This is a genomic window from Micromonospora sp. DT233, assembly GCF_049841815.1.
Classification (GTDB): Bacteria; Actinomycetota; Actinomycetes; order Mycobacteriales; family Micromonosporaceae; genus Micromonospora.
In genome coordinates, this window is record NZ_JBNCLB010000002.1 from 296,721 (window position 1) to 314,321 (window position 17,601).

The 17,601-nt window shown below is 73.0% G+C and carries 18 protein-coding genes, 1 tRNA gene and 1 pseudogene; 4 read left to right on the forward strand and 16 right to left on the reverse strand.

The features are described 5' to 3' along the window. The first annotated feature begins 2 nt into the window (after positions 1 to 2). Complete coding sequence (locus tag ACLQ2V_RS05455; protein ID WP_425717252.1) at positions 3 to 254, forward strand: hypothetical protein; 252 nt, start codon at positions 3 to 5, stop codon at positions 252 to 254. Between the two features lie 8 nt (positions 255 to 262). Here the strand turns inward: ACLQ2V_RS05455 and ACLQ2V_RS05460 are convergent, their stop codons facing one another. Genes ACLQ2V_RS05460 through ACLQ2V_RS05470 form a run of 3 tightly spaced genes read right to left on the reverse strand, consistent with a single transcriptional unit; the run spans position 263 to position 2,951 of the window. Next, positions 263 to 850 carry a 2'-5' RNA ligase family protein gene (locus ACLQ2V_RS05460; protein ID WP_425717253.1) on the reverse strand — a complete coding sequence of 196 codons (588 nt, stop codon included), beginning with the start codon at positions 848 to 850 and terminating at the stop codon, positions 263 to 265. A gap of 11 nt (positions 851 to 861) precedes the next feature. Continuing rightward, entirely contained in the window at positions 862 to 1,890 is a 1,029-nt protein-coding gene (gene trpS, locus ACLQ2V_RS05465) for a tryptophan--tRNA ligase (RefSeq protein WP_425717254.1), read from the reverse strand. A 32-nt stretch (positions 1,891 to 1,922) separates the two neighbouring features. Then, complete coding sequence (locus ACLQ2V_RS05470) at positions 1,923 to 2,951, reverse strand: hemolysin family protein (protein ID WP_425717255.1); 1,029 nt, start codon at positions 2,949 to 2,951, stop codon at positions 1,923 to 1,925. A 125-nt stretch (positions 2,952 to 3,076) separates the two neighbouring features. Between ACLQ2V_RS05470 and galE the strand changes: the two genes are divergently transcribed. Together galE and galK are read left to right on the forward strand one after the other, a co-directional pair. Beyond that, positions 3,077 to 4,060, forward strand: a complete 984-nt coding sequence (gene galE, locus ACLQ2V_RS05475; RefSeq protein WP_425717256.1) for a UDP-glucose 4-epimerase GalE — start codon at positions 3,077 to 3,079, stop codon at positions 4,058 to 4,060. Further along, on the forward strand, positions 4,057 to 5,262 hold the full coding sequence (galK, locus tag ACLQ2V_RS05480) for a galactokinase (RefSeq protein ID WP_425717257.1): 1,206 nt from the start codon (positions 4,057 to 4,059) through the stop codon (positions 5,260 to 5,262). Before galE ends, galK begins: the two co-directional genes overlap by 4 nt. A gap of 52 nt (positions 5,263 to 5,314) precedes the next feature. On the opposite strand, the gene cysN is transcribed toward galK, so the two are convergent. From cysN to ACLQ2V_RS05525, 9 genes and pseudogenes are all read right to left on the reverse strand, one after another. Continuing rightward, positions 5,315 to 6,616, reverse strand: a complete 1,302-nt coding sequence (cysN, locus tag ACLQ2V_RS05485) for a sulfate adenylyltransferase subunit CysN (protein WP_425717258.1) — start codon at positions 6,614 to 6,616, stop codon at positions 5,315 to 5,317. Then, the gene (cysD, locus tag ACLQ2V_RS05490) at positions 6,616 to 7,527 is read right to left on the reverse strand and encodes a sulfate adenylyltransferase subunit CysD (protein WP_425717259.1); all 912 of its coding nucleotides are present in this window, start codon (positions 7,525 to 7,527) and stop codon (positions 6,616 to 6,618) included. The genes cysN and cysD overlap by 1 nt, the downstream gene beginning before the upstream one ends. A gap of 78 nt (positions 7,528 to 7,605) precedes the next feature. After that, positions 7,606 to 7,761, reverse strand: a pseudogene (locus ACLQ2V_RS05495) (3'(2'),5'-bisphosphate nucleotidase CysQ); the annotation flags it as partial. Positions 7,762 to 7,823: 62 nt separating this feature from the next. Then, positions 7,824 to 8,414 carry an aminoacyl-tRNA hydrolase gene (pth, locus tag ACLQ2V_RS05500; RefSeq protein ID WP_425717260.1) on the reverse strand — a complete coding sequence of 197 codons (591 nt, stop codon included), beginning with the start codon at positions 8,412 to 8,414 and terminating at the stop codon, positions 7,824 to 7,826. Between the two features lie 181 nt (positions 8,415 to 8,595). Then, positions 8,596 to 9,276, reverse strand: a complete 681-nt coding sequence (locus tag ACLQ2V_RS05505; RefSeq protein WP_425717261.1) for a 50S ribosomal protein L25/general stress protein Ctc — start codon at positions 9,274 to 9,276, stop codon at positions 8,596 to 8,598. Between the two features lie 354 nt (positions 9,277 to 9,630). Beyond that, positions 9,631 to 10,611, reverse strand: a complete 981-nt coding sequence (locus tag ACLQ2V_RS05510; RefSeq protein ID WP_425717262.1) for a ribose-phosphate diphosphokinase — start codon at positions 10,609 to 10,611, stop codon at positions 9,631 to 9,633. Between the two features lie 51 nt (positions 10,612 to 10,662). Continuing rightward, positions 10,663 to 12,255 carry a bifunctional UDP-N-acetylglucosamine diphosphorylase/glucosamine-1-phosphate N-acetyltransferase GlmU gene (gene glmU, locus ACLQ2V_RS05515; protein ID WP_425717263.1) on the reverse strand — a complete coding sequence of 531 codons (1,593 nt, stop codon included), beginning with the start codon at positions 12,253 to 12,255 and terminating at the stop codon, positions 10,663 to 10,665. 73 nt (positions 12,256 to 12,328) lie between these two features. Further along, a tRNA-Gln gene (locus ACLQ2V_RS05520) sits at positions 12,329 to 12,399 on the reverse strand. A 45-nt stretch (positions 12,400 to 12,444) separates the two neighbouring features. After that, entirely contained in the window at positions 12,445 to 13,296 is an 852-nt protein-coding gene (locus ACLQ2V_RS05525) for a helix-turn-helix domain-containing protein (protein ID WP_425717264.1), read from the reverse strand. A gap of 355 nt (positions 13,297 to 13,651) precedes the next feature. Between ACLQ2V_RS05525 and ACLQ2V_RS05530 the strand changes: the two genes are divergently transcribed. Continuing rightward, positions 13,652 to 14,350, forward strand: coding sequence for a TetR family transcriptional regulator (locus tag ACLQ2V_RS05530; RefSeq protein ID WP_425717265.1), 699 nt, complete (start codon positions 13,652 to 13,654; stop codon positions 14,348 to 14,350). 57 nt (positions 14,351 to 14,407) lie between these two features. Here the strand turns inward: ACLQ2V_RS05530 and ACLQ2V_RS05535 are convergent, their stop codons facing one another. From ACLQ2V_RS05535 to ACLQ2V_RS05550, 4 genes are all read right to left on the reverse strand, one after another. Continuing rightward, positions 14,408 to 14,878, reverse strand: a complete 471-nt coding sequence (locus ACLQ2V_RS05535) for a DUF4383 domain-containing protein (RefSeq protein ID WP_425717266.1) — start codon at positions 14,876 to 14,878, stop codon at positions 14,408 to 14,410. A gap of 22 nt (positions 14,879 to 14,900) precedes the next feature. Then, on the reverse strand, positions 14,901 to 15,095 hold the full coding sequence (locus ACLQ2V_RS05540) for a hypothetical protein (RefSeq protein WP_425717267.1): 195 nt from the start codon (positions 15,093 to 15,095) through the stop codon (positions 14,901 to 14,903). A gap of 21 nt (positions 15,096 to 15,116) precedes the next feature. Next, positions 15,117 to 15,572 (reverse strand): DUF4383 domain-containing protein, encoded by a 456-nt coding sequence (locus ACLQ2V_RS05545; protein ID WP_425717268.1) that lies wholly within the window; start codon positions 15,570 to 15,572, stop codon positions 15,117 to 15,119. Positions 15,573 to 15,673: 101 nt separating this feature from the next. Then, complete coding sequence (locus ACLQ2V_RS05550; protein ID WP_425717269.1) at positions 15,674 to 17,479, reverse strand: ABC-F family ATP-binding cassette domain-containing protein; 1,806 nt, start codon at positions 17,477 to 17,479, stop codon at positions 15,674 to 15,676. Positions 17,480 to 17,601: the final 122 nt, after the last annotated feature.

The following is a 17,601-nucleotide window of genomic DNA, read 5'->3' on the forward strand; positions in this document are numbered from 1 at the left end:
GCATGACCGCACCGTTTCTCTCCCTGGCGCAGATCCGCAACCGGCTCATCCTCACCGCCCGCGCGATCCTCCGCGACCACGAGGCCAACCCGGACGGCCACTGTCGGGTCTGCCGGACCCCGCACTGCCGGGTATCGACCGCCGCCCGCAACGTCATCAACGCCGCCGAAAAGGTAAGGCAGCGAAGGACAGCAACGCCGCCGATCGCAGGAAAACCGCACCAGCCCCAGCAGTCCGAGGGACCTCTTACCTGATTGGACGGTCAGCAGCCGAGGAGGAAGTCGCGGCGGGGCTGCCAGCGGGTCTCGCCGCTGTGCGAGAAGAGGGTGAACGAGTCGACCTGGAACATGGCCGAGAAGTCGGCCAAGTCCTCGTACACCTCGTCCAGCGCCTCCGGCGCGACGTCCTGCGCCACCGTGACGTGCGGGTGGTAGGGGAAGCGCATCTCGCGGTGCAGCTCCGGGACCGACCTGATCTCCCCGGCCAGCAGCTCGCACTCGCTGATCCCGGCGGCCACCGCGACGAAGACCACCTGGGTCACCGGGCGAAACGTGCCGGTGCCGCGCAGGTGCAGGGTGAACGGCGGGTGCCCGGCGGCCACCCCGGCGAGGTGCCGCTCGACCTTCGGCAGCGCGGCCATCGGGATCTCGGTGGGCCCGAGCAGTGTCACGTGCGCCTGCACCACCAGGGGGTCGCCGGCGGCGGCCCGCCGTCGGGTGAGCATCCCGCCCCACGGCTCCGGGATGTCCACCGCGATCCCGATCTGAATGGTGTCGCCGGTCAGCGGCGCCCCGTTCCCGCGCTCCACGCTCCGCGCCACCCCTCCGGCCACCGGCCCGTCCTCCCGCACCGTCGCGCCGGCTAGCTCAGGCGGACCGGCAGCGGGAAACCAACCCGCTCGTACGCCTGCCGCAGCGTCACCGACGCCACCGCGCGGGCCTTCTCCGCCCCGGCGGTGAGCAGCCCGTCGAGCTGCGCCGGGTCGTCGAGGTACGTCTTGGTGCGCTGCTGGATCGGCGTCACGAACTCCCGGACCACCTCGCCCAGGTCCTTCTTCAGGTCGCCGTAGCCCTTGCCGGCGTACGCGGCCACCAGGTCGTCGATGCTCCGCCCGGCCAGCGCCGAGTAGATGGTGAGCAGGTTCGACACCCCCGGCTTGGTCTCGCTGTCGAAGACGATCTCCCGGCCGGTGTCGGTGACCGCCGAGCGGATCTTCTTCGCCGAGCGGGCCGGGTCCTCCAGCAGGTCGACGATGCCGGCCGGGGAGGACGACGACTTCGACATCTTCGCCGTCGGGTCCTGCAGGTCGGTGATCTTCGCGGTGTCCTTGACGATGTGCGGCGCGGGGACGGTGAACGTCCGGCCGAACGTCGAGTTGAACCGCTGGGCCAGGTCGCGGGAGAGCTCCAGGTGCTGGCGCTGGTCCTCGCCGACCGGCACCGCGTCGGCCTGGTAGAGCAGGATGTCGGCGGCCTGGAGGATCGGGTACGTGAAGAGGCCGACGCTGGACCGCTCGTTGCCCTGCTTCTGCGACTTGTCCTTGAACTGGGTCATCCGGCTGGCCTCGCCGAAGCCGGTGATGCAGCCCAGCACCCAGGTCAGCATCGGGTGCTCGGGCACCTGCGACTGGACGAAGAGCGTGCTGCGGGCCGGGTCCACCCCGACGGCCAGCAACTGCGCGGCGGCCACCCGGGTCCGCTGCCGCAGCACCTTGGGGTCGTGCCCCGCCGTGATGGCGTGCAGGTCGACCACGCAGTAGAACGCCTCGTGGCTCTCCTGCAACGCCACCCAGTGCCGCACCGCGCCCAGGTAGTTGCCGAGGTGGAACGAGTCGGCCGTCGGCTGGATGCCGGAGAAGACGCGGGGCCGGGCGGGTACGTCGTCGGACATGCCGGCATTCTGTCAGCTACCCCCGGCGTACGTCAGGAGGGGCCGGCGGGTCGCGCCGGGGCCGCCGCCAGCGGGCCCGCGGCCTCGCGGCGCGGCTCGGGCAGGCGCACCGCGGAGACGGCGAGCCGGGACACCCGCCGCCCCTCCAGCGCCAGCACCCGCAGCAGCCACCCGCCGGGCGGGTCGTCCGGGGCGGCGTCGTCGCCGGCGTCGTCCACCGGCACCTCGTCGCCGGCCACCGGCAGCCGGCCCAGCGCCGCCATCACGTAACCGCCGACGGTCTCGTACGGGCCGGGCGGCAACCGGACCCCGGTGCGCTCGGCGAAGTCGGCGAGGTTGAGCCGGCCGTCGACCACGGCGGGCACCCCGGTCAGGGCCGGCTCGCCGGTGTCGTCGAAGCCGTCGTGGACCTCCCCGACCAGCTCCTCGATCAGGTCCTCCAGGGTGACGATGCCGGCGGTGCCGCCGTACTCGTCGACGACCACCGCCAGGTGGTGCCCCTCGCGGCGCATCTCGGTCAGCGCGGCCAGCACCCGCTTGCTGCCGGGCAGCTGCTTGACCTCCCGGGCCAGCTCCCCGACGGTGCTGCCGGGGGCCAGGTCGGGGCGGAGCAGCACGTCGCGCAGGTGCACGAAGCCGACCACATCGTCGTGGGTGCCGTCGACCACCGGGTAGCGGCTGTGCGGCTCGGCCCGCACCAGCTTGGACGCCTCGGCGAGGCTCAACCCGGCGGAGAGGAAGACCACCTCGGTGCGGGGCATCATCACCTCGCGGACCAGGCTCGCGCCCGCCACCAGCACCTCGTCGATGATCCGCCGCTCGTCGGGGTCGATGACGGTGTTCGCGGCCACCAGGTCGCGCAGCTCCGCCTCGCTGATGTGCTCCCGGCCCGCCGCCGGGCTGGCCCCGAGCAGGTCGGTGACCGCCCGGGTGGCGCCGTCGGCGGCCCGTACCACCAGCCGGGCGACCGCCCGGGCCAACGGCCCCGGCTCCCGTCGGGGCCGCCCCGGCCGCCCGCGCCGTAAACCGGGCCCGCCCGCTTCCCGCGTGCCTGTAGGCATACCTGTAGATGGTAGGGCCCGCGACGGGCCGGGACAGCGCTCCGCGCCGGCAGGAGCCCGGCCGGCGGCCGTAGGGTGGTCGGTGGCGGCCGTGCCCGAGCACGGCCAGGCGGGAGGACTTCGAGGTGAAACTGCTCGTCACCGGCGGTGCCGGCTACATCGGCAGCGTCGTGACCCGGATGCTGCTCGACGCCGGGCACGAGGTGGTGGTCCTCGACGACCTGCGCACCGGGCACCGGGAGGCGCTCGCCCCGGACGCCACCTGGGTCGACGCGCCGATCACCGACGCCGCCCGGGTGCTCACCCGCGAGGCGGGCTTCGACGGGGTGCTGCACTTCGCCGCCCTGATCGCCGCCGGCGAGTCGATGGTCCGGCCCGAGCTGTACTGGTGGAACAACACCGTCGGCTCGCTGGCCCTGATCGACGCGGTGCGCGCCGCCGGGGTGCCCCGGATGGTCTTCTCCTCCACCGCCGCCGTCTACGGCAACCCGGTCGAGCTGCCCATCCCGGAGACCGCCGTGAAGGCCCCCACCAACACGTACGGGGCCACCAAGCTCGCCGTGGACATGGCGCTCACCTCCGAGGCGATCGGGCACGACCTGGCCGCCGTGTCGCTGCGCTACTTCAACGTCGCCGGGGCGTACCTGCGCGGCGACGTCGCCATCGGCGAGCGGCACGACCCGGAGACCCACCTCATCCCCATCGCCCTGGACGTGGCCGCCGGCCGGCGGCCCAAGCTGCAGCTCTTCGGCGACGACTACCCCACCGTCGACGGCACCTGCGTGCGCGACTACATCCACGTCGAGGACCTGGCGCGGGCGCACCTGCTGGCGCTCACCGCCGCCGAGCCCGGCCGGCACCGCATCTACAACCTGGGCAACGGTGCCGGCTTCACCAACCGGCAGGTCGTCGACGTGGTCCGCGAGGTCACCGGCGAGGCGCTGCCCGTCGAGGTGGCCCCGCGCCGCGAGGGCGACCCGGCCGAGCTGGTCGCCTCCGCCGCGCTGGCCCGCGAGGAGCTGGGCTGGGTCCCCGAGAAGCCCACCCTGCACGACATGGTCGGCGACGCCTGGGCCTTCTACCGCACGCACGTCCTGGCCCGCCCGTGACCGGCCCCACCGGCCCCGCAGACGACGTCGCCGGCCGCGCCGCCGCCGCCTTCACCCAGCGGTACGGCGAGCGCCCCGCCGGCCTGTGGGCGGCGCCCGGCCGGGCCAACCTGATCGGCGAGCACACCGACTACAACGACGGCTTCGTGCTGCCCTTCGCGCTGCCGCTGCGTACCGTGGTCGCCGCCGCGCCGCAGGCCGACGGGCGCTGGACGGTCACCTCGGAGCTCTCCGACACCCCGATCGAGTTCGGCGCGGACGCCATCGCCGAGCCCGGCCGGGTCACCGGCTGGGGCGGGTACGTCGCCGGGGTGGCCTGGGCGCTGCGCGACGCCGGCCACCAGGTGCCGGGGGCGCGGCTGGCCATCGCCTCCGACGTGCCGATCGGCTCCGGGCTCTCCTCCTCCGCCGCGCTGGAGGCGGCCGTGCTGGCCGCCCTGGTCGACCTCGGCGGGCTGGACCTGCCGACGCAGCGGGGGCCCCGGCTCGCCCAACGCGCCGAGAACGCCTACGTGGGCGCGCCCACCGGGATCATGGACCAGTCGGCGGTGATCCGCTGCCGGGCGGGGCATGCGCTCTTCCTCGACTGCCGCACCGAGGCCGTCGAGCACATCCCGTTCGACCTGGCCGCCGCCGGCCTGGCGGTGCTGGTGGTCGACAGCCGGGCCCCGCACCGGCACGCCGACGGCGAGTACGCCTCCCGCCGGGCCGCCTGCGAGCGGGGGGCGGCGCTGCTGGGGGTGCCGGCCCTGCGCGACGTGCCCGTCACCGACCTGGACGCCGCCCTCGCCCGCCTAATCGGCTCCATCGAAGCGCCGCCCGGCGAGGACGTCGAGGTCGTTCGGCGGCGGGTGCGGCACGTGGTCACCGAGAACCAGCGGGTGCTCGACACCGTGGAGCTGCTGCGCGCCGGCCGGCTCCGCGACGTGGGGCCGCTGCTGACCGCCTCGCATGCCTCGATGCGCGACGACTTCGAGATCACCGTCCCGGAGATCGACACCGCCGTCGAGGCGGCCCTCGCCGCCGGGGCGTACGGGGCCCGGATGACCGGCGGCGGCTTCGGCGGCTGCGTCCTCGCCCTGGTCGACGCCGAGCGCGCCGACGCGGTGGCGACGGCCGTCACGGCCGCGTACGCCGAACGCGGCTATCCCGCCCCCGGCTTCCACCCGGTCACCCCCGCCCCCGGCGCGCACCGGCTGTGACCGGGCGGGGAGGGGCCCGCGGGCCCTTCCCCGGCGCGACGGCTCGGGTGGGTCAGCCGGCCTCGACGATCATGCCGGCGCCCACCGTCCGGTTGGTGGTCTCGTCGATGATCACGAAGCCGCCGGTGGTGCGGTTGCGGCGGTACTCGTCGGCCAGCAGCGGCACGGTGGTCCGCAGCCGCACCCGGCCGATCTCGTTGAGCCGCAGCTCGGCGGCGGACTCGTCGCGGTGCAGCGAGTTGATGTCGAGCCGGTAGTGCAGGCCGCGCACGATCGCCCGCGCCGACCGGGTGGTGTGCTTGATCGCGTACTTCCCGCCGACCTGCAACGGGCGGGTCTCGTCCATCCAGCAGATCATCGCCTCGATGTCCTGGGCGACGGCCGGGGCGTTGTTCGGCCGGCAGATCATGTCGCCCCGGGAAATGTCGATCTCGTCGGTGAGGCGGACGGTCACCGACATCGGCGGGAACGCCTCGGCGACCGGGCCGTCGGCGGTCTCCACGGCGGCGATGCGGGAGGTGAACCCCGACGGCAGCACCATCACCTCGTCGCCGGGCTTGAGCACCCCCGAGGCGACCTGACCGGCGTACCCCCGGTAGTCGGTCACGGTCGTCGACTGCGGGCGGATCACGTACTGCACCGGGAAGCGCACGTCCTGGAGGTTGCGGTCCGAGGCGATGTGCACCCGCTCCAGGTGGTGCAGCAGCGACGGCCCCTCGTACCAGGGCATGTTCTCCGAGCGGGTGACGATGTTGTCGCCACGCAGCGCGGAGACCGGCACCACCGTCAGGTCCGGCACGTCCAGCTTCGCCGCGAACGCGGTGAACTCGTCGGCGATCCGCTCGAAGACCTCCTGCGAGAAGTCCACCAGGTCCATCTTGTTGACGCAGAGCACCAGGTGCGGCACCCGCAGCAGCGAGCAGAGGAACGCGTGCCGCCGCGACTGCTCCACCAGGCCCTTGCGGGCGTCCACCAGGATCAGCGCCAGGTCGGCGGTGGACGCGCCGGTGACCATGTTGCGGGTGTACTGGATGTGCCCGGGGGTGTCGGCGATGATGAACTTGCGCCGGGGGGTGGCGAAGTAGCGGTACGCCACGTCGATCGTGATGCCCTGCTCCCGCTCCGCCCGCAGGCCGTCGGTGAGCAGCGCCAGGTTCGTGTACTCGTCGCCCCGGGCCGCGCTGACCGCCTCCACCGCGGCGAGCTGGTCGGTGAAGAGCGACTTCGTGTCGTAGAGCAGCCGGCCGATCAGCGTCGACTTGCCGTCGTCGACACTGCCGGCGGTGGCGAAGCGCAGCAGGTCCATCGGCCGCGCCCCGGCGTCGACCTCGCCGGTCAGGGTGTCGGTGCTCATCAGAAGTAGCCCTCCCGCTTGCGGTCCTCCATGGCGGCCTCGCTGACCCGGTCGTCGCCCCGGGTCGCGCCGCGCTCGGTGATCCGCGTCGCGGCCACCTCCTCGATCACCTTCTCCACCGTGTCCGCCTCCGAGCGCACGGCCGCCGTCATCGACGCGTCGCCGACCGTGCGGTAGCGGACCCGGGCCGTGAAGCGTTCCTCGCCCGGCCGGGCGCGGAAGAACTCGTTCACCGCGTACAGCATGCCGTCGCGCTCGATCACCTCACGGGAGTGGGCGTAGTAGATCGACGGCAGCTCGATCCGCTCCCGGGCGATGTAGTGCCACACGTCCAGCTCGGTCCAGTTGGACAGCGGGAAGACCCGGATCGACTCGCCGGGGTGGTGCCGGCCGTTGTACAGCGACCACAGCTCCGGGCGCTGGTTCTTCGGGTCCCACTGGCCGAACTCGTCGCGGAAGCTGAAGACCCGTTCCTTCGCCCGCGCCTTCTCCTCGTCGCGCCGCGCCCCGCCGAAGAGCGCGTCGAAGCGGTGCTTCTCCACCGCGTCCAGCAGCACCGGCGTCTGGATCCGGTTGCGCGTGCCGTCGGCGGCCTCCCGCACCAGGCCCTTCGTCAACGCCTCCGGCACGCTCGCCACCACCAGGTGCAGGCCCAGCTCGGCGACCCGCCGATCCCGGTACGCCAGCACCTCCGGAAAGTTGTGCCCGGTGTCGACGTGCATCACCGGGAACGGGATGTTCGCCGGCGCGAACGCCTTCTGCGCCAGCCGCAGCATCACGATCGAGTCCTTGCCGCCGGAGAAGAGCAGCACCGGCCGCTCCATCTCCGCGACCACCTCGCGCATCACGAAGACGCTCTCCGCCTCCAGCGCATCGAGGTGCGAGACCTGATAGGTGCCGGGGGTGGTCATGACACGGCCTCGATTCGCTCGGATCCGCCCATGGATTCCAGACCTTTCCGGTCGGACACGTGAAAAAGAACGCTCAGGCTACCCGGAATGCCGCTGCAACGCTGCAAGCGACCGATCCGCGGGATCCTTGCGGCGGACCAGCAGATCGGGCAGGCGCGGACCAGCCTCGTTGTATCTCAGCGCAGAACCGTCGATCCGGGAAGCGTGCAGACCGGTGGCCGTCACCACAACCACGCCCCCAGACCGCGCAGACTACCGGCCCGACGGCCGTGATCCGCGTACGCCCCCGCCCGGGCTCAGGCCCCGTGGTAGAGGTTCTGGGTCGGCTCCACGCCCCGGGTGATCACCGACTCGACCACGTCCGCCGCCCGGTCGACCAGGAACTCCAGCTCCTTGCGCTCGGTGGCGGAGAAGTCCGACAGCACGTAGTCCGCCGGGTCCTGCCGGCCCGGCGGCCGGCCCACCCCGAAGCGCACCCGGACGTAGTCCTTCGTCCCCAGCGACTTCGACATCGAACGCAGGCCGTTGTGCCCGCCCTCGCCGCCGCCGCGCTTGATCCGCACCTGGCCGTAGTCGATGTCCAGCTCGTCGTGGACCGCGATCACCCGCTCCGGCGGTACCTTGTGGAACTGCGCCAGCCCCGCCACCGGCCCACCGGAGAGGTTCATGTACGTCAGCGGCTTCGCCAGCACCAACCGGGGGCCGCCGAAACCCAGCCGCCCCTCGGCGACGTCGGCCACCGCCCGCTTGTGCCGGCCGAACTTCCCGCCCACCCGGGCGGCCAGCAGGTCGGCCACCAGGAAGCCCGCGTTGTGCCGGTTGCCCGCGTACTCCCGACCGGGGTTGCCCAGGCCGACCACCAGCCACGGCCCCGCCTCGTCCGTCACGCCACGCCCCTCGCTCTCACCGTCGCGCCCCGGCGGCCGTTCCGCGCCGGCCGCCCCCGATCCGTCGTCCCCGCGCCCGCCCACCGGCGGTCACCCGCCGCCGCCGGGCGCGATCCGCCCCCGGTACGACGACAGGCGCCCCCGGAACCGGGAGCGCCTGTCGCACGAAACTGCGGACCGATCAGGCCTCGGTCTTGGCCTCGGCCTCGGCCTGCTCGCCCTCGGCGGCCTCGGCACCCTCGGCGGTCTCCTCGCCGGCCTCGGTCTCCTCGGCGGCCTCCTCGGCCTCGGGGAGGGTGGCCTCGAGCTGCTCGGCCGTCGGCGCGGCGGTCACCGAGGCGACCGAGAGGGCCGGGTCGGCGATCAGCTCGACGCCCGACGGCAGCTCCACGTCGCCGGCGGTGACCTGGCTGCCGGCCTCCATGCCCTCGACCGAGGCCTCCAGGTGGTCCGGCACCTTCGTGGCGTCGGCCGTCACCGAGAGGGTGTCGTGGTCGTGCACGATCAGCGTGTTCTTGGCGGCCTCGCCGGTGAGCTGCACCGGGACGTCCACGGTGACCTTCTCGCCCCGGCGGACCAGCAGCAGGTCGACGTGCTCGAAGCTGTCCTTGATCGGGTCCCGCTGGATCGCCTTCGGCAGCGCCAGCACCTGGGTGCCGTCGCTGACCTCGATCGCGAAGAGCTGGTTGGCGCCACCCCGACGGATCGCGGCGGCGAACTCACGCGCGGGCAGCGCGATGTGCTGCGGCTTCTCGCCGTGGCCGTACAGCACGGCGGGCACCAGGCCGGCCCGGCGGGTACGACGGGCACCACCCTTGCCGAACTCGGTACGGGGCTCGGCGCTGATCTTTACCTCGGACACGGGGAAACTCCTGATGCTTTCGCTGCGGCGGTTTGTCGTCTGGCGGTGCTGGGGCGAGGGGCTCGCTGGGGCTCATGCGTCATGAACGACTGCCCGGAGCACCGCGTCGATGACGGTGTCTCCGTGCGGTGCTTTTCAGCGGCCCGCCGGGCACCCTCGCCGTGGCAACCGCACCAGTCTACCCGAGCCCGTCAGCGCCTCGACGGCAGTCCCCGCCCCGACCGCGCCGGAGGCCGAAATCCGACCCGCGACGGCCCGCCGCCCCCGCGCGGCGGAGGCCGGAAACCGACCCGCGACGGCCCGCCGCCCCCGCGCGCCGCCCCCGGGACGGGGCCCGGCGCGCGGGGGCGCAGGTCAGCTCAGGCCGCCGAAGAGGGTGGTCACCGACCCGTCGTCGAAGACCTCCCGGATCGCCCGCGCCAGCAGCGGCGCGATCGACAGGACGGTCAGCTTGTCGAGCTGCTTCTCCGGCGGCAGCGGCAGCGAGTTGGTCACCACGACCTCGGTGATCGGGCTGTTCTTCAACCGCTCCGTCGCCGGGTCCGACAGCAGCGCGTGGGTGGAGGCCACCACGATCTCCGCCGCCCCGGCCTCCTTGAGGATCTCGGCGGCCTTCGTGATGGTGCCACCCGTGTCGATCATGTCGTCGACGATCAGGCAGACCCGGCCCTCCACCTCGCCGACCACCCGGTTCGCCACCACCTGGTTGGGCTTGAGCGGGTCCCGGGTCTTGTGGATGAACGCCAGCGGGCAGCCGCCCAGCCGGTCGGTCCACCGCTCCGCCACCCGCACCCGCCCCGAGTCGGGGGCCACCACCGTCATCGGCCGGCCGACGAACTTGCGCTCCACGTACTCGGCCAGCACGTCCATCGCGAAGAGGTGGTCCACCGGGCCGTCGAAGAAACCCTGGATCTGCGCCGTGTGCAGGTCCACCGTGAGGATCCGGTTCGCGCCCGCGGTCTTGAGCAGGTCCGCCACCAGCCGCGCCGAGATCGGCTCCCGGCCGCGGTGCTTCTTGTCCTGCCGGGAGTACGGGTAGAACGGCAGGACCACCGTGATCCGCTTGGCCGAGCCGCGCTTCAACGCGTCCACCATGATCAGGGTCTCCATGACCCAGGTGTTGACCCCGTGCGTCACGGACTGCACCACGAAGGCGTCCGAACCGCGCACCGAGTCCTTGAACCGTACGAAGATTTCCCCGTTGGCGAAGTCGTACGCGTCGGCGGGCGTCGGCGCGATGCCGAGGACCTCGCCGATCTCCTTCGCCAGCTCCGGAAAACCCCGTCCGGAGAAGAGCATCAGGCTCTTGCGGTTTTCGGCGACGATGCTGCCCATGGGCTCGTCTGCTCCCGTTGGTCGGTGGTCCCGGCTGCGGTGTGACCGGGACTATTCGGTTGCAGTATCTCCCCCGCCCGAGGGCGGCGGAACCGCCTCGGCACCCCGGTGCATTGCCTCACCTTCCCTTGCGGCACTCGCGCCACCCGACGCATCCTCCGCCCCGCCGGCCGCCGTACCCGCTGCCCCGCCGGCCGCACCCTCTGCCCCGCCGGCCGCCGCTCGGGTGGCCCGCTCGGCGGCCGCCGCAGAGGCGGTGCCGGCCCGCCTGCGGGCCACCCACCCGTCGATGTTGCGCTGCGGCGCCCGGGTCACCCCGAGCGCGCCCGCCGGCACGTTCTGGCTGATCGCGCTCCCCGCCGCCACGTACGCCCCCGGGCCCACCTCCACCGGGGCGATCAGGCTGGTGTCGCAGCCGACGAACGCCGCCTCGCCGACCGTGGTCCGGTGCTTGTTCACCCCGTCGTAGTTCACGAAGATCGTCGCCGCGCCGATGTTGGCCTTCGCCCCGATCGTCGCGTCACCCACGTACGACAGGTGCGGCACCTTCGCGCCCGCGCCGACCTCGGAGTTCTTCACCTCGACGAACGTGCCGACCTTGGCCTTCTCGGCCAGCTTCGCCGCCGGCCGCAGATACGCGTACGGCCCGACGCTGGCCCCCGGGCCGACCTCGGCGCCGACGGCGTGGCTGCGCAGCATGGTCGCCTCCGGGCCGACCACGGTGTCGATCAGCGTGACGTCCGGGCCGATCACCGCCGCCGCGCCCACCACCGTCCCGCCGCGCAGCTGGGTGTTCTGGTCGATCACCGCGTCCCGGTCCACCGCGACCGTCACGTCGATCCAGGTGGTCGCCGGGTCCAGGATGCTCACCCCGGTGCGCATCCAGCGCTCGTTGACCCGGTCGCGCAGCAGCCGACGCAGCGTGGCCAGCTCGACCCGGTCGTTGCAGCCCAGCGTCTCGGTGTGGTCGGCGGCCACGTGCACCGCCACCGGCTCACCCGCCGAGACCAGCAGGCCGAAGACGTCGGTGAGGTATTCCTCGCCCTGGTCGTTGTCGGTGGAGAGCTTGCCCAGCGTGGCGCGCAGCCGCGCCGCGTCGAACGCGTAGATGCCGGCGTTGATCTCCCGCAGCGCGCGCTGGGCGGGGGTGGTGTCGCGCTCCTCGACGATCTGCTCCAGCCCGCCGGTGGCGTCCCGGACGATGCGCCCCAAGCCGGTCGGGTTCGGCACCTCGGCGGCCAGCACGGTGGCGGCGGTCCCCGCCTCCTCGTGCGCGGCGACCAGCGCGGCGAGGGTGTCGGCGCGCAGCAGGGGCGCGTCGCCGTTGATCACCACCACGGTCCCTGCCGCCTCCGGCACGGCATCCAGCGCGATCCGGACCGCGTGGCCGGTGCCGAGCTGCTCGGCCTGGAGCACCGGGACGGCCGCCGGGGCGACCTCGGCCAGGTGCGCCCGCACCTGGTCCGCGCCGTGCCCGACGACCACCACGGTCCGGTCGGCGGCGAGCGGGGTGGCGGCGGTCAGCACGTGGCCGAGCAGGCTCCGGCCCAGGAGCGGGTGCAGCACCTTGGGCAGAGCCGACTTCATCCGTTTGCCCTCACCGGCGGCGAGCACGACAACGGTGCGGGGGTTGGGCTGGGACACGACGTGCTCCCGTCGGGACGGCGACAGTCTCGCCGGCCATGCTAACCAGACAATGGCGGCGAGACAGTAGAAGCTCCCGGGAGAGGATTCGAACCCCTATAATCAGGACCAAAACCTGACGTCCTGCCCTTAGACGACCCGGGAAGGGCTGAAGCGGACAAATTGCATGGTCGACCGCTCCCCTACACCTTAGCCTCCCGCGCCGTCGACGCCATCGCCCATTCCCTTCATGATCCCTTCGATCCGCCAATACAGCTCGCGGCCCCTCGGCACCTCCACGGTCAGGCAGCCCCGATAGCCCTCGCCGGTGTTGCGCCGGACGGTGGTGGGCCGGTGTCGCTTCAGGGAGACCGGCCGGAAGACCTCGGGCGCCACCCGGACCTGCTCGGCCCACCACCGGACCGCCGCCGCCGGGTCTGCCGTCTCGTGGATGCTCACCCGGAACGACAGCGCCTCGCGCGCGACGCCCATCGCCTCGACGAACCGCACGAACACGTCGATCAGCAACGGATCACTGTTGACGAACCTGACCCGGCAGTCGTTTGGCCGCCACGGCTTCGCCTTGGCGCCTTCTGCCCAGTAGAGCGCCGCGCCCACCAGGATCAGCTCCCGCCGCTCCAGGCCGCCCACCCAAGCTGCGGCAGCATCGCCGGCCGCCGCGCGGGCGGAGTCCCGAGCCTGCCGGTGGGCCGCCCACTGTGCGTCGGTCATCGCCTTGGAGTGGGCCCTGCGCCGCTCCCGCCCGGCCTCGTCGGCCGGCCCCTGCGGCAGGTGTCGCACCCAGAGGTAGGCCGTGGAGCGGCTCACCCCCAGCCGGGTGGCGATGTCGGGGACCGAGCAGCCCTGCCGGCGCAACTCCACGGCTTCGGCGTGCAGCTCGTCCTTCGCGTTGGGCCGGCGCGTCCACTCCGGCGGGGGCACCCCGCGCAGCAACTCCTGCACCCGGTTGCGGCCGAGCCCCGTCCGGGCCCGGATCTGCCGAACGCTGAGCCCCTCCACCGTGCGTAGCCGGCGCACCTCAACCGCCGAGGAATCCTCCACGACCAGCAGATTAGAACACCCGTACGACAAGGAGGCCGCCCATCCGGGCCGGGGACGGGTCGCGGCCGGTCGCCCGCCGACTGGGACCGGGCGGTGGGATTCGCGGCCGCCTGGAAGGATGGCCGGATGAGCGGGCAGGTCCGGCCCGCCCTCGGGCCGCCCGGCCGCCCGGCCGGCGGGCCCGGCCCGACCGGGCCGCTCGGCCCCGCCAAAGGCGACAGGAACGGCGCAGGCCCCAGCACGGGCCGGCGGGCGCGGCACAGGAAGCGGCCCAGCATGGGGCGGCGGGCGCGGCCCTGGGCGGGGCAGCGGCATCCCACGACAGGGCGTCACCGAGCGCCGGCGAGGTGACGACATGGCGGACGATCCGGTCAGCGGCAGCACCGGGGGCCGACGACGCGCGGCCCCGGTGGCGGGCAAGCCGCCCCCGCGGGTACGGATGTCGGCGGCGCAGCGCCGGGAGCAGTTGATCTCGACCGGTCGGCAGTTGTTCGCCGAGCGGGGCTTCGACGCGACCTCGATCGAGGAGGTGGCGGCGCGGGCGAACGTCTCCAAGCCGGTGGTCTACGAGCACTTCGGCGGCAAGGAGGGGCTCTACGCGGTGGTGGTGGACCGGGAGGTCCGGGCCCTGCTGGAGCGGCTCACCACGGCCCTGACCGCCGGTCACCCCCGGGAGTTGCTGGAGCAGGCGGCGCTGGCCCTGCTCGGCTACATCGAGGAGGAGACCAGCGGGTTCCGGGTGCTGGTCCGGGAGTCGCCGGTGATGTCGGCGACGGGGAACTTCAGCAGCGTGATGAACGACGTCGGGCACCAGGTCGAGCACATCCTGGCCGCCGAGTTCAAGACCCGGGGGTACGACCCGAAGCTCGCCGAGCTCTACTCGCAGGCCCTCGTCGGGATGGTGGCGCTGACGGGGCGCTGGTGGTTGGAGGTGCGCCGGCCGCGCAAGGAGACGGTGGCCGCGCACCTGGTCAACCTGGCCTGGAACGGGCTGTCGCACCTGGAGCCGAAGCCGACGCTGATCACGTGGAAGGGCCGGCGTCCCCCGGCCTAGGGGCCCGCGACGACGCCTTCGCGGCCCGGCCGGACGCCCCGCTGGCGGCGGCGGGGGTCAGCGACCGCCGGGGGCGGTCGCGCGGCGGTGCCGGGCCTCGACCTCGGCGTGCTCGGGCGAGCCAACCTTGTCGTAGAGGCCGGTGGCGAGCAGCACCAGCCCGAAGAGCAGCGACACGATGACGGTGGACATCGAGAAGTTGAGGAAGTTCGCCGAGGTCTGCAGGACGGACATCATCAGGATGCCGGTGACCAGGAAGACGATCCCGGCGGTGAGGTTCATGTAGTGGCCGAGGTTGCCGCGCCGGGACGCGCCGATCATGAGCACCAGCCCGAAGACGATCGAGGCGAGCGAGAACGCCAGGTTGGTGCGGAGCCCGAGGGCCCAGGTGTCGCCCCGGGCGAAGAGCCCCTCTCCCCAGGTCAGGGCCACTCCCCAGACGCCGAAGACGAGGATGTAGAGCCCGATGAGCGCCGACAGTGCCCGGTAGAGCGGCCGTGCGGGGTGGTTGACCGGGAAGTGCGCCATGCCGTGAACTCCCCTCCGAGGATCACCGATTCCGGGGGGATTGTCCCTTGCTGGGCCGGCCGGCGTCCGGCGAACCGCCGAACCCGGGCGCGGCCCCCACCGGGCGACGGAGCGAACCGGCGACGGAGCCCACCGGGCGGGCGGTGCGGGCACCGCCGGGCAGCGAGAAGCCGACCGGCACCCGGCCGGTCGGCTTCTCGAAGATGACGCTGTGCATGCCGCCGAGGGGCGCCCGGGGTCAGAGGACCAGGCGGGCCTTCTGCCAGGCCTCCTGCTCGTCCTCGCTGCCGACCTTGCCGTACATGCCGACCATCAGCAGCACCAGGGCGAGCGTCAGCACCACGATGACGGTCACGATCGTGAAGTTGAAGATGTTGGCGTCGGTCTGCAGGAAGGCCAGCTCGGCGAGGCCGAGCACGAGCAGCGCGTACGCCAGCCACTGGTTGATCGCGACGTCGATGTTGCGGCCGATCGCGGTGCCGGCCAGGATCAGCACCCCGAGCAGGATGGTCAGCGCCGAGTATCCGAGATTCGTCCCCTGGCCGAGCACCTTCGTGTCATCCTGGGCAAAGAAGTCGTTGCCGGCGCTGGCGATGACGCCGAGCACTCCGAAGACCACGAAGTACAGACCAACGAGCCCGCCGATCGCCCGGTAGATCGGCCGCGCGGGGTGGTTGACGGGGGTGTGGGCCATGTCTGAGTCTCCAAGACCGTGCGGGTTAGGTGAGGGGTCGTCACCTTCGATTGTCCCGCACGGCGGGCTGTGACGCCGCACACCCCCCACCCGAGGCCGGCTCAGCTCCCGGGGACCTGCTCGGCGAGGCCCATCCAGGTCTCCTCCACCTGTTCCCGTTCCGCCCGGACGTCCTTGAGCTGCGCGTCGAGCTCGGCGACCTTGGCGTAGTCGGTGGCGTTGGCGGCGAGCTGGTCGAGCAGCGCGGCCTCCCGCTGGTCGAGCTTGCCGATCTGGCGTTCCAGCCGGGAGAGCTCCTTCTTCGCCTGTCGGGCCTCGGCGGCGGACATCCCGCCGGCCGCCGGGGTGGCGTCGGTCGCGGCGGTGTAGGTGTCGCTCACCGCCGCCGACGGCTGGTTCGCGGCCCGCGCCAGGTACTCGTCGACGCCGCCGGGCAGGTGCACGAGCCGGCCGTCGCCGAACATCCCGTACGCGGTCTCGGTGACCCGCTCGATCAGGTACCGGTCGTGGCTGGCCACGATGATGGTGCCCGGCCAGGAGTCGAGCAGGTCCTCCAGCGCGGCCAGGGTGTCGGTGTCCAGGTCGTTGGTGGGTTCGTCGAAGAGGAGCACGTTGGGCTCGCCGGCCAGCAGCCGCAGCATCTGCAACCGGCGGCGCTCCCCGCCGGAGAGATCGCCGACCGGGGTCCAGAGCCGGCGGTCGTCGAAGCCGAAGACCTCGGCGAGCTGGGCGGCGGAGACCTCCCGGTCGCCGAGCTGCACCCGGCGGGCGACCTCCTCGACGGCTTCGAGGACGCGCAGGTGGCTCGGGAGCTCGGCCAGCTCCTGGGACAGGAACGCCGGCTTGACGGTGGAGCCGGTGGCGAACCGCCCGCCGTCGGGACGGGTGATCCCGGCCAGCAGCCGCAGCAGGGTGGTCTTGCCGGCCCCGTTGCGGCCGAGAATGGCGATCCGGTCGCCGGGGCCGACGTGCCAGGTGGTGTCGCGCAGGATCTCCTTCGGGCCGGCCAGCAGCCGGACGTCCTCCAGGTCGTACACCTGCTTGCCGAGCCGGGCGGTGGCCATCCGCTGCAACGACGTGGTGTCGCGCACCGGCGGCACGTCGGCGATGAGCGCGTTGGCGGCGTCGATGCGGAACCTGGGCTTGGAGGTCCGGGCGGGCGGGCCCCGGCGCAGCCAGGCGATCTCCTTGCGGAGCAGGTTCTGCCGGCGGGCCTCGGTGGCGGCGGCGACCCGGTCCCGTTCGACGCGGGCCAGGGTCCAGGCGGCGAAGCCGCCCTCGTACGCCCGGACGGTCTGGTCGGCGACCTCCCAGGTGGCGCTGCACACCGCGTCGAGGAACCACCGGTCGTGGGTGACCACGACGAGCGCGCCCCGGCGGGTGACCAGGTACTTCGCCAGCCAGTCGACGCCGCCGACGTCGAGGTGGTTGGTGGGCTCGTCGAGGATCAGCAGGTCCGACTCGCGGACCAGCAGGGCGGCCAGCGCCACCCGGCGGCGCTCGCCGCCGGACATCGGCCCGACGGGTTGGTCGAGGCCGAGGTGGGGCATGCCGAGGCCGTCGAGGATGGCGCGGACCCCGGAGTCGCCGGCCCACTCGTGCTCGGCGCCCATGCTCTCGCCGAGCCAGGCGGTGCCGAGCACCACGTCCCGGACGGTGGCCTCGGGGGTCAGCGTGAGGGCCTGCGGCAGCCAGAGCACGCGCAGGTCGCGGCGGTGGGTCACCCGGCCGTCGTCCGGGTCCTCCTGCTTGGTGAGCAGCCGCAGCAGGGTCGACTTGCCGGCCCCGTTGAGGCCGACGACACCCACCCGATCGGCGTCGTCGAGGCCGAGGGAGACGTCGGTGAGCAACTGCCCGGCCGCGCCGTACCCCTTGGAGACCCGGTCCAGGTTGACGATGTTGGCCACTGGCCCACCTTCCATGATCAAGGCGTCCCGGTGCCGGCGGGCACCTGGGGACGCCTGGCCTCCAAGGGTACGCGGACGCCCCGGGCCGCCCCGGCGGGCGTACGCCGGAGCCGCCCCATGCC

Coding starts and splice junctions, on each gene's coding strand:
- ACLQ2V_RS05540 (WP_425717267.1), bottom strand. CDS start 15,095: ATGCACAGCGTCATCTTCGAGAAGCCGACCGGCCGGGTGCCGGTCGGC.
- ACLQ2V_RS05455 (WP_425717252.1), top strand. CDS start 3: ATGACCGCACCGTTTCTCTCCCTGGCGCAGATCCGCAACCGGCTCATC.
- ACLQ2V_RS05510 (WP_425717262.1), bottom strand. CDS start 10,611: ATGGGCAGCATCGTCGCCGAAAACCGCAAGAGCCTGATGCTCTTCTCC.
- cysN (WP_425717258.1), bottom strand. CDS start 6,616: ATGAGCACCGACACCCTGACCGGCGAGGTCGACGCCGGGGCGCGGCCG.
- cysD (WP_425717259.1), bottom strand. CDS start 7,527: ATGACCACCCCCGGCACCTATCAGGTCTCGCACCTCGATGCGCTGGAG.
- trpS (WP_425717254.1), bottom strand. CDS start 1,890: ATGTCCGACGACGTACCCGCCCGGCCCCGCGTCTTCTCCGGCATCCAG.
- ACLQ2V_RS05545 (WP_425717268.1), bottom strand. CDS start 15,572: ATGGCCCACACCCCCGTCAACCACCCCGCGCGGCCGATCTACCGGGCG.
- ACLQ2V_RS05535 (WP_425717266.1), bottom strand. CDS start 14,878: ATGGCGCACTTCCCGGTCAACCACCCCGCACGGCCGCTCTACCGGGCA.
- ACLQ2V_RS05470 (WP_425717255.1), bottom strand. CDS start 2,951: ATGCCTACAGGCACGCGGGAAGCGGGCGGGCCCGGTTTACGGCGCGGG.
- ACLQ2V_RS05530 (WP_425717265.1), top strand. CDS start 13,652: ATGGCGGACGATCCGGTCAGCGGCAGCACCGGGGGCCGACGACGCGCG.